Below are 14,461 nucleotides of genomic sequence, written 5' to 3'. Positions count from 1 at the left end.
CGTGAGGGGCCGGCGGTATTGGCCCCTCACGTTTATCGGAGACTGTGAAGATGAATACTGACATAGTGACGCCCCCCCGCCCTGGCCTGCGTCTGGGACAATCGTTCAAGTGGCTGCTGCTGGCCCTGGTGCTGGCCTGGGCCTGGCAGGGCGCGGAAATGAATCCCATGGTGCTGGTGCAGGATGCCGACAACATGGCTGAGTTGGCCGCGGACTTTTTCCCGCCCGACTTTACCCACTGGCAGCTTTACTTGAAAGAGACCCTGGTCACCCTGCAGGTTGCCTTGTGGGGTACCCTGCTGGCGATAGTATTGTCGATTCCGTTCGGCCTGCTGTGCGCCGAAAACCTGTTTCCCCAGTGGGTATGCCAGCCGATGCGCCGGCTGATGGATGCGGCCCGGGCCATCAACGAGATGGTGTTTGCCATGCTGTTTGTGGTGGCGGTCGGCCTGGGACCCTTTGCCGGGGTGCTGGCGCTGTTCGTGCATACCACGGGTGTGCTGTCCAAGCTGTTTTCCGAGGCGGTTGAAGCCATAGAGCCGGGCCCCATCGAGGGGGTAAGGGCCACCGGGGCCAGCAAGCTGGAGGAAATTCTCTACGGTGTGTTGCCTCAGGTCATCCCCCTGTGGATTTCCTATTCGCTCTACCGCTTCGAGTCCAATGTCCGCTCCGCCACGGTCGTCGGCATGGTGGGAGCCGGCGGTGTCGGGGTGCTGCTGTGGGAAGCCATCCGCAGTTTCCAGTTTGAGCAGACGGCGGCCATCATGCTGGTGGTGATAGTGACAGTGAGTCTGCTCGACTTTGCCTCGCAGTTTATTCGCAAGAAATATATCTGATTTATTTAATAGAACTTGTCTAGACAACAAGCGCATAAATTAATTGGTTCCAATGCCATTCAATTAATCAGCGAAAAAAGTCAGAGGAATGGACATGCGGGTATATCAGGATATCAGTCGGCAACTGGAAACGGATATCAAGCAGTATTTCAAACCAGGTGACTATTTACCGCCGGAAATGCAGCTGGCCGAACGCTTCCAGGTCAATCGTCACACGGTGCGACGGGCTATCGATGAGCTGGTGGCCAATGGTCTGATACAGCGTCATCAGGGCAAGGGCAACATGGTGTTGCGTCAGCCGCATATCTACAAACTGCATGATGGCGCCCATTTCACCGGCAATCTGCTGGAGCAGGGCTCCTTGCCCAGCAGCCAGGTGATCAAGTCCCGGCTGATAGCCGTGTCCGCCCGGCTGGCTGAGGAATTGGGGGTTGAGCAAGAGCAGAAGATTATTCACATACAAACCTTGCGGAAAACGGAAAGTATTCCTCGCTGTGTGATTAATCATTATTTGAGTAATCCGGAATGGTGGCCGGTACTAAAGCATTTTCAGCAGGGATCGCTGCACACGTTTTTAAAGCAAACACTCGATGTGGATTTGAAAAGAAAGTCGACAAGGTTAAGTGCCAGGGCACCATCAAATGAAGAGTGTCGCCTGTTGCAAATAAACAAGTCGGTCCCCGTGATGCGAATAAAGACCAAGAACCAGATCAAGGATACGGAGCAGGTGGCGGAATTCTCCGAGAGCTCGTCCCGTTCCGATTTAATTGAATATGTCGTGGAGCACTGAATGAATACACCACAACGCAAGCAATGGATGTCGGTACTGGCCCGGTCATCGTTTTTCGATCTGCAGGCCCGCTGGCAGGCCCTGCAATTGGCACCGGATTACCAGTTGATCCGGGCGCCGGAAATCGGCCTGGCCCAGGTCAGGGCGCGGATGGGCGCCACCGGCCGGCCCTTCAATCTCGGCGATGTCACCATCACCCGGGCCGTGGTCAAGCTGGCCGGCGGTGAGCTGGGCTACAGCTACCTGCGTGGCCGCAATAAGCCCCATGCGGAACTGGCGGCGCTGATCGATGCCCTGATGCAGACCAAGAACTGTTATGAGGTGTTGAACAAGGAGCTGATTACGCCACTGGCCGCCATCAAGGCGGAGCAGGAAGAATGCTACCGCCGGGAAGTGGCGGCCAGCAAGGTGGACTTTTTTACCATGGTACGGGGAGAAGACGAATGACCATGATCACCACGGCATTTGCGAATGCGACCCACGACAGCCAGATCTGTTTCCGGCGATTGCTAACCGCCATGTCCGAGCCGGGTACCCGGGTCGAGCTGGACCGGGCCGGCAATTTCGGCAGCCTGAGCGCCGGCTGCACGCAGGCCCTGTTGACCCTTGCGGACAGCGGCACCCGGGTCTGGCTGTCGCCGACCCTGAACCGGGATCAGGCGGTACTCGACAACCTGCGCTTCCATGTGGCTGCACCGCTGGTCGAGCGGGCATCGGACGCCGACTTTGCGGTGTTGTCTCAGGCCGATTTGGCCTGCTGTGAAGCCCTGTTGCAGGACTTGCCGGTGGGCTGCGAGGAATATCCGGATAAGGGCGCCACCCTGCTCATCGAGACCGACTCCCTGGCGCAGGGGGTGGAGCTCAGCCTGTCGGGCCCGGGCATTCCGGAGGTGCGCCGGGTCCGGCTCGGGCAACTGCCGGAAGCGCTGGTGCGCTACCTGAACGAGCGGGAAGTCGCTTTTCCGCTGGGTATTGATCTGATGCTGGTATGCGGCCGCGAGCTGGTCGCCATTCCGCGTTCCACCCGAGTGGAGGTGTAAACATGTATGTAGCAGTAAAAGGAGGCGAAAAGGCCATTGCCGCAGCGCACAGGCTGCAAGCGAAGAAGCGTCGCGGCAATACCGCCCGGCCCGAGATCAGCGTGGGCCAGGTGGAGGAGCAGCTGGCCGGTGCGGTGGACAGGGTGATGACCGAAGGAGGGGTGTACGACAAGGAGCTGGCGGCGCTGGCGGTCAAGCAGGCCGGCGGCGATCTGGTCGAGGCAATCTTCCTGTTGCGGGCCTACCGCACCACGCTGCCGCGGCTGGCGGTTACCGAGCCGGTCGACACCGCCCGCATGCGCATCGCGCGCCGCATCTCGGCGACCTACAAGGATCTGCCCGGCGGCCAGGTGCTGGGGCCAACCTATGACTACACCCACCGGTTGCTGGATTTTGCCCTGTTGGCCGAGGGCGAATACCCGGGGCCCGAGCCGGTCGCCGCCGAGCCACAGGCCTGTCCCCAGGTGTCGGGTATCCTCGAGCAGCTGGAGCTGATGGTCGCCGAGTCCGACAACGGGCAGGCGCCGGCCGATGTGACCATAGCGCCGGTGACCTATCCCTGTGACCGCTCTGCACGGTTGCAGCAGCTGGTCCGCGGTGACGAAGGTTTTCTGCTGGCCCTGGGCTATTCGACCCAGCGCGGTTATGGCCGCAATCATCCCTTTGCCGGCGAGATCCGCTCCGGTGAGGTGACCCTGGAGCTGGTGCCGGAGGATCTGGGCTTTGCCATCGAGATCGGTGATATCGAACTGACCGAATGCCAGATGATCAACGGCTTTGTCGGTGGCAAGCAGCAGAAACCGGCCTTTACCCGCGGGTATGGCCTGACCTTCGGCTTCGGCGAACGCAAGGCGATGTCGATGGCATTGGTGGACCGGGCGCTGCAGGCCGAGGAATACCAGGAGCAGGTGGCCGGGCCGGCCCAGGACGAGGAATTTGTGCTGGCCCACGCGGATAACGTGGAAGCATCCGGCTTTGTATCGCACCTGAAGCTGCCCCACTACGTGGATTTTCAGGCCGAACTGGAACTGTTGCGCAAGATGCGCCGGGAATATGAACAAGAGCATGGCCCAGAGGCCAGCCAAGCGGGGGAGCAGGCATGATGAGCAGCCAGACGATAACCCAGGCCGGTAACAATAATCACGGCTATAACTATGCCTACCTGGATGAACAGACCAAACGCATGATCCGCCGGGCGCTGCTCAAGGCGGTGGCTATCCCCGGCTATCAGGTGCCGTTCGGCGGCCGGGAAATGCCCATGCCCTATGGCTGGGGTACCGGCGGGGTGCAGTTGACCGCAGCGGTGATCGGTCGCGACGATATCCTCAAGGTGATCGACCAGGGTGCAGACGACACCACCAATGCGGTGTCCATCCGTGCTTTTTTCCAGCAGGTCGCCGAGGTTGATACCACCGAAGTGACCACGGACGCGACCCTGATCCAGACCCGTCATCGCATTCCGGAAACGGCGTTGCAGGCAGGCCAGATACTGGTCTATCAGGTGCCGATCCCCGAGCCGCTGCGCTTTATCGAACCGCGGGAAACCGAGACTCGCAAGATGCACGCCCTGGAAGAGTACGGCATCATGCACGTCAAGCTCTACGAAGATATCGCCCGCTATGGCCATATCGCCACCGCCTATGCCTATCCGGTGCGGGTCAATGATCGCTATATCATGGACCCCTCGCCAATCCCCAAGTTCGACAACCCCAAGATGGACATGATGCCGGCGCTGCAGCTGTTCGGTGCTGGTCGGGAAAAGCGCATCTATGCCATCCCCCCCTATACCCGGGTGCAGAGCCTCGACTTCGAGGACCATCCCTTCGAAGTTCAGCAATGGGACGAGCCCTGCGATATCTGCGGATCCACCGACAGTTTCCTCGACGAGGTGGTGACCGACGATCAGGGCAGCCGGGTCTTTATTTGCTCCGATACCGATTATTGCCGCCAGCAGCAGGAGAAACAGGCATGAACCAGCAAGTGTTGTCCCGCGCCGGAGACGTTATGGAGGCTCAGCAAGCAATGACCATTAATATCCAGGAGCAGCCCCTGCTGTCGGTGCAGAACCTGACCAAGCTCTATGCCCCGGGCAAGGGCTTTGCCGAGGTGTCTTTCGATCTGTATCCGGGCGAGGTGCTGGGCATCGTCGGCGAGTCCGGCTCGGGCAAGAGTACCCTGCTGCAGGCGATTTCCGGACGCCTGGCGCCGGACGAGGGTGAAGTGCTGTATCTGCGCGGCAACGCCGACAGTCAGTTGGCCCAGGTGGTCAGCCTGTATCAGATGGCCGAAAGTCAGCGGCGTCAGCTGCTGCGCACCGACTGGGGGGTGGTACATCAGCACCCACTCGACGGCCTGCGGCCGCGGGTATCGGCCGGCGGCAACATCGGCGAGCGGCTGATGGCTGTCGGCCAGCGGCATTACGGCAACATCCGCGAGCAGGCGCTGCAGTGGCTGCAGGATGTGGAAATTCCCGCCGACCGTATCGACGACATGCCGGTGACTTTCTCCGGCGGTATGCAGCAGCGGCTGCAGATCGCCCGCAACCTGGTGACCCACCCCAAACTGATCTTTATGGATGAGCCCACCGGCGGGCTGGATGTATCGGTGCAGGCCCGGTTGCTGGATCTGCTGCGCCGGCTGGTGTCCGAGCTGGGGCTGGCGGTGATCATCGTTACCCACGATTTGGCGGTCGCCCGCCTGCTGGCCCACCGGCTGATGGTGATGAAGCAGAGCCGGGTAGTAGAAACCGGACTCACCGATCAGGTACTGGACGACCCCCAGCACCCCTATACCCAGTTACTCGTGTCTTCCGTATTGCAAAGCTGAATGAACAGTGCGGGAGATGGGATCAGCGTCAGGAGTAGATAAGCAGACCCTCTGTGCCAGGGCCGGAAAATGCTCCTGCCGTACCGGCATTTCCGCCATCCATGGCGGACAGTGGCGCAGCGGAGCCCTCATGGGGCAGCTTGCTGCCTGCACCAAGTTTTACGGCTGAACGAACATCCAGTGAATGTTCGCAGCAGACGTAAAACACAGGTGGCCTTACTTATGGCGAGTCTGCGTTTGTTCCTGACTCCCGGCCGATATGTTGCGGCATTTAAATTGATAATTTAGGAGCGCCAATGACCTGCGCATTGAAAGTTTCGAACGTACGCAAGACCTTCGTCTTGCACAACCAGAATGGCATCCGGCTGCCGGTGTTGTCCGGCGCATCCTTCGCCGTCAAACAGGGGGAATGTGTGGTGCTGAATGGCCGGTCCGGTACCGGCAAGTCGACCCTGTTGCGTACCCTCTATGGCAACTACCTGACCGACAGCGGCCGGATCGAGGTGCAGCATCAGGGCCGGTGGCTGGACATGACCCAGGCGCCGCCGCGCACCCTGGTCAATGTACGCCGCCATACCATCGGCTGGGTTAGCCAGTTCTTGCGGGTGATCCCCCGAATCAGTGCTCTGGAAGTGGTGATGCAGCCGATGATTGAGCAGGGCGGGGGACGGCCCGAGGCCCGGGCTCGGGCCGAAGTGTTGCTGACCCGGCTCAATGTGCCGGAGCACCTGTGGCAGCTGGCGCCGGCGACCTTTTCCGGTGGCGAGCAGCAGCGGGTGAATATCGCCCGGGGCTTTATCGCCAATTATCCGATACTGCTGCTCGACGAGCCGACCGCCTCCCTGGACGCGACCAACCGCGCCGTGGTGGTTGAGCTTATCCGGGAGGCCAAGGCGCGGGGCGCGGCCATTGTCGGCATCTTCCATGACGAGGATGTGCGCGAACAGGTGGCCGACCATCTCTATGAGATACAGCCGGAACTTGACACTACTCGGAAAGCAGTGAGCTAACACGGAGCATTCAGTATGATTATTACCAATGTGAACCTGGTACTGGAAAATGAAGTGATACGCGGCTCGGTAGACGTCAGTGATGGGGTGATCCGCGCCCTGGCCGACAGCCCGAGCCGGCAACCGGGCGCCATCGACGGCGACGGTGGTTGGCTGCTGCCCGGCTTGGTGGAACTGCATACCGATAATCTGGACAAGCATTTTACTCCGCGGCCCAAGGTTAGCTGGCCGCCCTTTGCCGCCATGCGTGCCCATGATGCCCAGGTAGTGGCCTCGGGCATCACCACAGTGCTGGATGCGGTGGCCATCGGCGACGAACGGGACGGTGGTACCCGCCAGGACAACCTCGACAAGATGATCCATACGGTGGTGAACAGCGAGCGACGCGGCTTGAACCGGGCCCAGCACCTGTTGCACCTGCGCTGCGAGCTACCTCATGAAACCACGGTGCCGCTGTTCGAGCATTACCTGACGCTGCCGGAGGTCCGGCTGGTGTCGCTGATGGACCATTCGCCCGGCCAGCGCCAGTTCGTTAACATGATCAAGTACCGGGAGTATTATCAGGGTAAATACCATCTCAATGATCAGCAGATGCAGGCATTCGAGAGGAGTCAATTGAGCTTGTCCGCTCGTTGGTCGGCGGTTAACCGGACGGAAATCGCCCGCCAGTGCCGGGAACGGGGGGTTTCCCTGGCCAGCCACGATGACGCCACCCTGGCCCATGTGCAGGAATCCCACCAGTTGGGTATGGTGATTGCCGAGTTCCCGACCACAGTCGAGGCGGCGACCGCTTCCCACCAGCATGGCCTGATGGTGATGATGGGGGCGCCCAATGTGGTGCGGGGCGGCTCCCATTCCGGTAATGTGGCCGCCCATGAGCTGGCCGCGCTGGGGGTACTGGATGTGCTGTCGTCCGATTACTATCCGGGCAGCCTGCTCGATGCGGTGTTCCGGCTGGCCGAGGACGAACGCAATACACTGGACCTGGCCGGTGCGGTACGGCTGGCTACCAGCAATCCGGCCCGGGCCCTGGGCCTGGATGACAGGGGAGTGCTGGCCGAAGGGCGGCGGGCCGATCTGGTGCTGGTTGGGCAGCATCACGGGCAGATCTATCCAAATCGGGTCTGGTGCCGGGGCGAGCTGGCGTACTGATACAGGAGAAAACCGCATGAACAGGCAGACGGGCAGGCTGTTTTACGTGATGGGCCCCTCGGGGGCGGGCAAGGATAGCTTTATGCAAGCGGTGCGTGAACGCTGGGGCGATCGCCTGCTGGTGGCCCATCGCTATATTACCCGTGCCGCCTCGGCCGGGGGGGAGAATCATATCGAGCTCTCCGTCGAGGAGTTTCGCCTGCGCCAGGACTTGGGCCTGTTCGCCCTCAATTGGGAGGCCAACGGCCACCACTATGCCCTGGGTTGCGAGCTTGAGCGCTGGCTGGAATCAGGTGTCGATGTCATGGTCAATGGCTCTCGGGCCTACCTGCCCCAAGCGCAGGCCCGGTTCGGTGAGCGGCTGGTGCCGGTGATGATCAGCGTTGTCCCCGAGATCCTGGGCAGGCGGCTGCGGGCCCGGGGGCGGGAAAGCGAAGACGAAATCGCCCGGCGGCTGGCGCGGGCGGTGGCCCAGAATAACGGCTTGCCGGACTCGGTGTGGCGGCTGGATAACAGTGGTCCCCTGAGTGAGACACTACGTCAGTTTCAGCATTATCAACAGGGGGACGACTGAAATGATGAGTCTGACCCTGCTAGGCACGGGGGCGGCGGGCGGTATCCCCCTTTATGGCTGCGACTGCCGCGACTGTGTCCAGGCCCGCGCCGAGCCGGAGCTGGGTCGTGAACCCTGTTCGGCGCTATTGGAATGGGATGGCCACCGGCTGTTGATTGATGGTGGCCTGATGGATCTGCACCGGCGTTTTCCGGCCGGCAGCCTGAGCGGCATACTGCTGACCCATTTCCATGTGGATCATGTGCAGGGGTTGTTTCACCTGCGTTGGGGCAAGGCGGCATCGATCCGGGTATGGTGCCCGGATGACCCCCTGGGCTGTGCCGATCTGCTCAAGCACCCCGGGTGTCTGGATTTTCATCCCACTATGGCACATGGTCGGTCATGGCGGCTGGGCGGGCTGGCCATTACCCCGCTGGCGCTGGCCCATTCCCGGCCCACCTTGGGTTACCTGTTTGAATATGACGGCAGGCGGCTGGCCTATCTGACCGACACCCTGGGGTTGCCGGCGCAGACTGAAACCCTGTTGCAGTCCCTGCCGACATTGGATGTGCTGGTGATCGATTGCAGTTTCCCCCCCGGCAGCCAGGGACGCAATCACAATTCGCTGGATCAGGTGGTGGCAATAGGAAAGACACTGTCACCGGGGCGGATCATACTGACCCATGTCGGTCATGACTTTCACGGCTGGTTGCGGCAGCATCAACTGCCGGACGGGATCCGGGCGGGATGGGACAATATGCGCATTCCGCTTGCAGAGGGCAACGAATAAGTCCCAACGGGAAGCATCGGGCTGACCTGCAGAGTCACCGCTGAACCTTGTTATTCTGTCCGAGATTGGGCAGCATGACACGACTGGTGTTTACAACTGAAGGTAAAGCTATGTCCGGATTATTAGCCAATGTGGATCCAGATGGTCTGCTCGAATATTCGGTGGTCTATACCGACCGCTCGTTGAATCACATGTCTCAGTCGTTTCAGCAGGTGATGAACGACATTTCCGCTACCCTGAAAGGCCTCTATCGTGCCCATGCCGCCGTGGTGGTGCCGGGCAGCGGTACCTTCGGTATGGAAGCGGTTGCCCGCCAGTTCGCAACCGACAAGAAGTGCCTGGTGATCCGCAACGGCTGGTTCAGCTACCGCTGGACCCAGATCTTTGAGATGGGCAAGATCCCGGCAGCGGAAACCGTGCTCAAGGCCCGTCCGATCGAAGCCGGCTCCCAGGCTGCCTTCGCCCCGGCGCCGATTGAAGACGTGGTGGCGACCATCCGGGCGGAAAAGCCGGACCTGGTGTTTGCCGCCCATGTAGAAACCGCCTCCGGCATGATGCTGCCCCCCGACTATCTGCGCGCGGTGGCCGACGCGGTGCATGAGGTGGGCGGTTTGTTCGTGCTGGACTGTATCGCCTCCGGCTGTATCTGGGTGGATATGGACACCTGTGGTGTGGACATACTGCTCAGCGCCCCCCAAAAAGGCTGGAGCAGCTCACCCTGTTGTGGCCTGGTGATGTTGAGCAGGCTGGCCCGGGAACGGATCGAGAGCACAGAGAGCACCAGCTTTGCCTGCGACCTGAAAAAGTGGCTGCAGATCATGGAAGCCTATGAGCAGGGCGGCCATGCCTACCATGCCACCATGCCGACCGACGCCCTGACTCGCTTCCGTGATGTGATGAAGGAGGTAGAAGCACTAGGGTTCGAGCAGGTGTGTGCCAGCCAGCAGCAACTGGGTGACAGGGTCCGTGCGCTGCTGACCAGCCGGGGCATCAGGAGCGTGGCCGCCGAAGGCTTTCAAGCTCCCGGCGTGGTGGTCTGTTATACCGAGGATGCGGATATTAACAACGGCAAGAAGTTTGCGGCCGAAGGCCTGCAGATTGCTGCCGGGGTACCACTGCAATGCGGCGAGCCGGCCGACTTCCGGACCTTCCGTATCGGCCTGTTCGGACTGGACAAGCTGAACAATGTCGAGCGGACCGTCGCCACCTTTGAGCAGGCGTTGGACAAGATATTGGGGCGTTAAGCCAATCGATTTAAAGACCGATTAGTGTGAGCCGGCAATGTTGATAACAGTGCCGGCTTTTTTGTGGCAGAGCCATGGAAGCGATATCAACCGGATTAAATAAGCTGTTTAAGTTCGACTTACAGCTCGGCCAAAGGGCCAGCTCTGCAGACTCGCCGTGAACCCATCCGTGGGGGCTCAGCCGCGCCATCCTTGGCGCTGATGGTCGGCTGAGCCGATCCCTTTGCCCTTCTTCAGACCTCGGCACCGTCTGTTGCCTCTGTGGCTATGACACAAAAAGATGGTGAGATATTTTATCAGGCTGCCCTTACTCGCCGACCAGTACCGACTGGCCGGCAAACTCCACCCGCTGGCCGGCGATAATCTTGCAACGCTTACGTATCTCTATATGGCCGTTGACCCGCACCTGGCCGTCATCGATCACCTGTTTGGCCATGGCGCCGCTGTCACACCAGCCGAGTACCTTCAGTAGGTTATGCAGGGGGATATGATCGTGGCCTTCCAGGCTGAACTGTTCTGTCATAAGGGTCTCGTCTGTTTAAAAAACCGTGGTGACACATCTTATCATCAATCCGACGGTGTGCAGGAATGGCGATGGGAGCCGCCCGGAGACTTTACAGACGGTGATTTTGCTTCTTAGCTTAGGCAACACGCAACGAAGGAGCAGATTATGAAAAACTGGATGGCAAGTGTCTTGTTGTTGAGTCCCCTGGCCCTGGCGACCCCGGCGCCGGAAGACGCCAAGGCATACATCATCAGCCCGGCCGATGGCGAAGAGGTAGCGCAGACCTTTATCGTGCGTTTCGGATTGTCCGGCATGGGGGTGGCGCCGGCCGGAGTGGAAAAGGCGGGAACCGGCCATCATCACCTGCTGATCAATGCCGGGGAGCTGCCGGATATGTCGACCCCCATGCCGGCCAGCGAGCAGCTGAAGCACTTCGGCGGTGGCCAGACGGAAACCGAGCTGAACCTGCCGCCCGGCGACTATAGCCTGCAGCTGATAATGGGGGATCACCTGCATGTGCCCCACCAGCCGCCGGTGCTCTCCGAGCCGGTGCGGGTAACGGTCAAGTAGCCCGAGCCGAAATAACAGATGGGACTGGCGCCGTTTTCCGACCTTGGCTAAGATGCGGCGTCAACTTTCTGGAGAACAGGGCAATGCCAAGGGCGAATGAAATTAAAAAGGGGATGGTGGTCGAGCTGGCGGGTAAACTGCTGATCGTACGGGATATCGAGGTACAGAGCCCGAGTGCCCGAGGCGCCAGCACCCTCTACAAAATGCGCTTTAGTGATCTGAAAACCGGCCTCAAGGTAGAAGAGCGATTCAAGGGCGATGAGCTGCTCACTACTATTGACATGCAGAAACGCACCGTGGTGCTGTCCTATATCGATGGCGACGACCATATCTTCATGGATACGGAGGATTATACCCAGTATCCGATCCGCAGCAGCGAGATCGCCGAAGAGCTGCTGTTTCTGGATGAAAATACCCAGGATATCCAGGTGATGCTGGTGGATGGCCAGGTGATCGGCCTGGAGCCGCCACAAACCGTGGAAATGACGATTATCGATACCACCCCGGAGATGAAAGGCGCTTCCGCCTCCGCTCGCACCAAGCCGGCGGTCTTCGCTACCGGGCTGACCATTCAGGTGCCCGAATACCTGAAGATCGGCGACAAGGTACGTATCCACACGGTCGAGCGCCGCTATATGGGCCGCGCCGACTGATACAAGAGGATCAAACCGTGGCTCAGATACTGCTGCTGGCCAACCTGAACTGCGACCATGTGTTGCAGCTGAACGAGTCCCTGGTGCCGGGTGGCCGGTTGCGGTATCGCGATCAGGGCCGTCGGCTGGGTGGCGGGGCTGCCAATACCGGGGTCGGCCTGGTGTGGGCCGGCCACCGGGTCCGCATCGCCTCCCGGGTGGGGAATGATGACACCGGTAACTGGTTGTGCACGCAGGCCGCTTCGCTGGGGCTGGATCTCGGTCATGTGGAGCAGTTCGACGGTGAGACGGGTGAGTTGCTGATCCTGGTCGATGGTGAGGGAGAGCGTACCATATTGCGCCAGGCGCGCAGCCCCGGCTTGCCCAAGCGGCTGCCTGAGGCACCGGTCGATTGTCTCTATGTCAATGTAGAGGGCTTTGATGCCGCCGCCTATATGGCCAGGATGTGTGCCCATAGCCGGGTGATCAGCCAGTATCCCAAGGGCGGCAGCTGTCCCCGGCCCTGCCATGTGTTGATCGCCTCGGCGGCCGATCTGCCGGTGCAGGACCAGCTCTGGTCTCATGCCAGGAGCCTGGCCGGGGAACAGCTGGAGTGGCTGGTGGTGACCCATGGCGAGCGGGGGGCTGAGGCTTTCGGTGCCGACCGTCACCTGCAGGTGCCGGCTCCGCCGGTTGCGGTGGTGGATGCGACCGGAGCCGGCGACGCTTTTGCCGGTGGCCTGATCCACGGTCTGGTATCGGGCCTTGATATGTCGGCGGCACTGGAACAGGCCAGCCAGTGGGCGGCCTGTACCCTGTCTTCCTCTACTTCCATACCTTCCGAGCATTTACGTGCTTATCTGGCCGGGAGTGGCTGAAATCCCCCGGCCGCGCTGTTAAGCTTGGCTTTTATCCGCTCGGGATCCGGTGATGGAAAACAGCTTGTTCATTTCTCTTCTGGCACTGATATGGCGCTGGTCCGTGTTTCTGATGTTTCCCTTGCTGGTCATTGTCTACAGCCTGCTGACGGGGTTGCCCCTGGCAGACTTTGATAACGGAGTGAATCGACATAAATGGTTGATCGTCATGCTGTATTTGCTCTACGTCGGCGTCTGGCTGAAATACAACCCCCGGGTGTCCATGTATCTTGAACGGTGGGGGCGCTGATGGCCGGGTTGTGGCTCAGCTATTGGCCCTGGCTGCTGGCCACCGCCTGTGGCGTGCTGGGCTGGGTCATGGGCAGGCTGCCGATGACGACCCGTCTGCAGCTGCTGGCCCAGGAGCGTCAGCAGCTACAGGGGCAGCTGGCGGAGTCCGGTCAGGAGCAGAGGCGGTTGAATGAGCGTCTCGATCAGCAGCAGCAGCTGATGCTCAAGCTCAATGGCCGGCTTAAGGAGTACGAGACCCTGCTGCGTCAGGAGCGCCTGCAAGCGGTAGAGAAACAGGCCCAGTTTGAAGCCACAGAGGCCCGCCTGGGTCAGCAATTCGAAAATCTGGCCCAGCGTATCTTCGAACAGAAAACCCATAACTTCCGTGAGCTGAATCAGACCAGCCTGGATGCGGTGCTTTCGCCCCTGCGCGAGCAACTGGAGGGGTTTCGCCGCCATATGCAGGACAGCTATGCTGATGAAAGTCGGCAGCGTCACAGCCTCAAGTTCGAGATTGAACGGCTGGCCGGGTTGCATCAGCAGATGAGCGCCGACACCCAGGCCCTGACCCGGGCATTGAAGGGGGACAGCAAGCAGCAGGGCAACTGGGGCGAGGTGGTGCTTGCCAGGGTGCTGAGCGAGTCCGGTTTGCGCGAAGGCCACGAATACAGCACCCAGCTTAGCCTGAACAACGCCGACGGCAAGCGTTACCAGCCGGATGTGGTGGTTCATCTGCCCCATGACAAGGACATCATTATTGACGCCAAGGTGTCGCTGACCGCCTATGAGCGTTACTACAATGGCGAGCAACAGGTCGAACGGGAGCAGGCGCTGCGTGAGCATGTAGCCTCGGTTCGCGGCCATATCCGCGAGCTGGGTCGCAAGGATTATCAACATCTGCAGGGGGTGCGCACCCTGGATTATGTGTTGATGTTTGTCGCCGTCGAGCCGGCCTTCCTGGTGGCGGTGGAGGCGGATCCCGGTCTGGTGAAATTCGCCCTCGATCATAATATCCTGCTGGTCAGCCCCACCAACCTGCTGGTGGCCCTGCGTACCATCGATAACCTGTGGCGGGTCGAGCGGCAGAATCAGAATGCCCGCAAGATTGCCGAATCTGCAGGCAAGATCTATGAAAAACTGCGATTATTCACGGAAGACATGGACAGCGTTGGCAGTTCGCTGCAACGGGCGGAAGACAGTTACCAGAAGGCGATGAAAAAGCTGGTTAGTGGCCGGGGCAACCTGATTCGCCAGGCAGAAGCCTTTCGCGAGCTGGGGGTGGAAGTCACCAAGCCGCTGCCCGAGCACCTGCGGGAAGCGGCGGCCGAGGAAGGGGAGCCGGCCCGGCTGGATAGACGGGCCTGA

General features: G+C 60.5%; 18 protein-coding genes. 17 read left to right on the top strand and 1 reads right to left on the bottom strand.

Translation table 11 applies throughout. The features are described 5' to 3' along the window. The first annotated feature begins 50 nt into the window (after positions 1–50). The 12 genes from phnE to DCS96_RS15360 all read left to right on the top strand — a co-directional run bounded on the left by phnE (position 51) and on the right by DCS96_RS15360 (position 10,241). A complete protein-coding gene (gene phnE / locus DCS96_RS15415) occupies positions 51–836 on the top strand; it encodes a phosphonate ABC transporter, permease protein PhnE (protein ID WP_116475298.1) in 786 nt (261 codons plus the stop codon). Between the two features lie 94 nt (positions 837–930). Further along, positions 931–1,626 (top strand): phosphonate metabolism transcriptional regulator PhnF, encoded by a 696-nt coding sequence (gene phnF / locus DCS96_RS15410; protein WP_116475297.1) that lies wholly within the window; start codon positions 931–933, stop codon positions 1,624–1,626. Then, positions 1,627–2,073, top strand: coding sequence for a phosphonate C-P lyase system protein PhnG (gene phnG, locus DCS96_RS15405; RefSeq protein WP_116475296.1), 447 nt, complete (start codon positions 1,627–1,629; stop codon positions 2,071–2,073). Next, positions 2,070–2,666: a phosphonate C-P lyase system protein PhnH gene (gene phnH, locus DCS96_RS15400; RefSeq protein ID WP_116475295.1), complete on the top strand. Its 597-nt coding sequence runs from the start codon at positions 2,070–2,072 to the stop codon at positions 2,664–2,666. Before phnG ends, phnH begins: the two co-directional genes overlap by 4 nt. A 2-nt stretch (positions 2,667–2,668) precedes the next feature. After that, positions 2,669–3,769, top strand: a complete 1,101-nt coding sequence (locus tag DCS96_RS15395; RefSeq protein WP_116475294.1) for a carbon-phosphorus lyase complex subunit PhnI — start codon at positions 2,669–2,671, stop codon at positions 3,767–3,769. Beyond that, on the top strand, positions 3,766–4,638 hold the full coding sequence (locus tag DCS96_RS15390) for an alpha-D-ribose 1-methylphosphonate 5-phosphate C-P-lyase PhnJ (protein WP_269801919.1): 873 nt from the start codon (positions 3,766–3,768) through the stop codon (positions 4,636–4,638). Before DCS96_RS15395 ends, DCS96_RS15390 begins: the two co-directional genes overlap by 4 nt. Further along, positions 4,635–5,492 carry a phosphonate C-P lyase system protein PhnK gene (gene phnK / locus DCS96_RS15385; protein ID WP_232818293.1) on the top strand — a complete coding sequence of 286 codons (858 nt, stop codon included), beginning with the start codon at positions 4,635–4,637 and terminating at the stop codon, positions 5,490–5,492. The genes DCS96_RS15390 and phnK overlap by 4 nt, the downstream gene beginning before the upstream one ends. A 296-nt stretch (positions 5,493–5,788) precedes the next feature. Further along, positions 5,789–6,502, top strand: coding sequence for a phosphonate C-P lyase system protein PhnL (phnL, locus tag DCS96_RS15380; protein WP_116475293.1), 714 nt, complete (start codon positions 5,789–5,791; stop codon positions 6,500–6,502). A gap of 15 nt (positions 6,503–6,517) precedes the next feature. Continuing rightward, complete coding sequence (phnM, locus tag DCS96_RS15375) at positions 6,518–7,654, top strand: alpha-D-ribose 1-methylphosphonate 5-triphosphate diphosphatase (protein ID WP_116475292.1); 1,137 nt, start codon at positions 6,518–6,520, stop codon at positions 7,652–7,654. A gap of 16 nt (positions 7,655–7,670) precedes the next feature. After that, positions 7,671–8,228 (top strand): ribose 1,5-bisphosphokinase, encoded by a 558-nt coding sequence (gene phnN, locus DCS96_RS15370; protein ID WP_116475291.1) that lies wholly within the window; start codon positions 7,671–7,673, stop codon positions 8,226–8,228. A 1-nt stretch (position 8,229) separates the two neighbouring features. Next, a complete protein-coding gene (gene phnP / locus DCS96_RS15365; protein ID WP_116475290.1) occupies positions 8,230–8,997 on the top strand; it encodes a phosphonate metabolism protein PhnP in 768 nt (255 codons plus the stop codon). Between the two features lie 110 nt (positions 8,998–9,107). Continuing rightward, positions 9,108–10,241, top strand: coding sequence for an aminotransferase class V-fold PLP-dependent enzyme (locus DCS96_RS15360; protein WP_116475289.1), 1,134 nt, complete (start codon positions 9,108–9,110; stop codon positions 10,239–10,241). Between the two features lie 307 nt (positions 10,242–10,548). Here the strand turns inward: DCS96_RS15360 and ybcJ are convergent, their stop codons facing one another. After that, on the bottom strand, positions 10,549–10,764 hold the full coding sequence (ybcJ, locus tag DCS96_RS15355) for a ribosome-associated protein YbcJ (protein ID WP_116475288.1): 216 nt from the start codon (positions 10,762–10,764) through the stop codon (positions 10,549–10,551). 147 nt (positions 10,765–10,911) lie between these two features. Between ybcJ and DCS96_RS15350 the strand changes: the two genes are divergently transcribed. From DCS96_RS15350 to rmuC, 5 genes are all read left to right on the top strand, one after another. Further along, the gene (locus DCS96_RS15350) at positions 10,912–11,316 is read left to right on the top strand and encodes a DUF4399 domain-containing protein (RefSeq protein WP_116475287.1); all 405 of its coding nucleotides are present in this window, start codon (positions 10,912–10,914) and stop codon (positions 11,314–11,316) included. A gap of 83 nt (positions 11,317–11,399) precedes the next feature. Next, positions 11,400–11,969, top strand: coding sequence for an elongation factor P-like protein EfpL (gene efpL, locus DCS96_RS15345; protein ID WP_116475286.1), 570 nt, complete (start codon positions 11,400–11,402; stop codon positions 11,967–11,969). 17 nt (positions 11,970–11,986) lie between these two features. Then, positions 11,987–12,826 (top strand): PfkB family carbohydrate kinase, encoded by an 840-nt coding sequence (locus DCS96_RS15340; protein ID WP_116475285.1) that lies wholly within the window; start codon positions 11,987–11,989, stop codon positions 12,824–12,826. Positions 12,827–12,890: 64 nt separating this feature from the next. After that, positions 12,891–13,115, top strand: a complete 225-nt coding sequence (locus tag DCS96_RS15335; protein WP_232818292.1) for a hypothetical protein — start codon at positions 12,891–12,893, stop codon at positions 13,113–13,115. Beyond that, positions 13,115–14,461 carry a DNA recombination protein RmuC gene (gene rmuC / locus DCS96_RS15330; RefSeq protein ID WP_116475283.1) on the top strand — a complete coding sequence of 449 codons (1,347 nt, stop codon included), beginning with the start codon at positions 13,115–13,117 and terminating at the stop codon, positions 14,459–14,461. Before DCS96_RS15335 ends, rmuC begins: the two co-directional genes overlap by 1 nt.

The sequence above is a fragment of the Zobellella maritima genome (assembly GCF_003075035.1).
GTDB lineage: Bacteria > Pseudomonadota > Gammaproteobacteria > Enterobacterales > Aeromonadaceae > Oceanimonas > Oceanimonas maritima.
The sequence above is the reverse complement of the archived record's forward strand: the minus strand, read 5'-3'. Positions and strand labels throughout refer to the sequence as shown.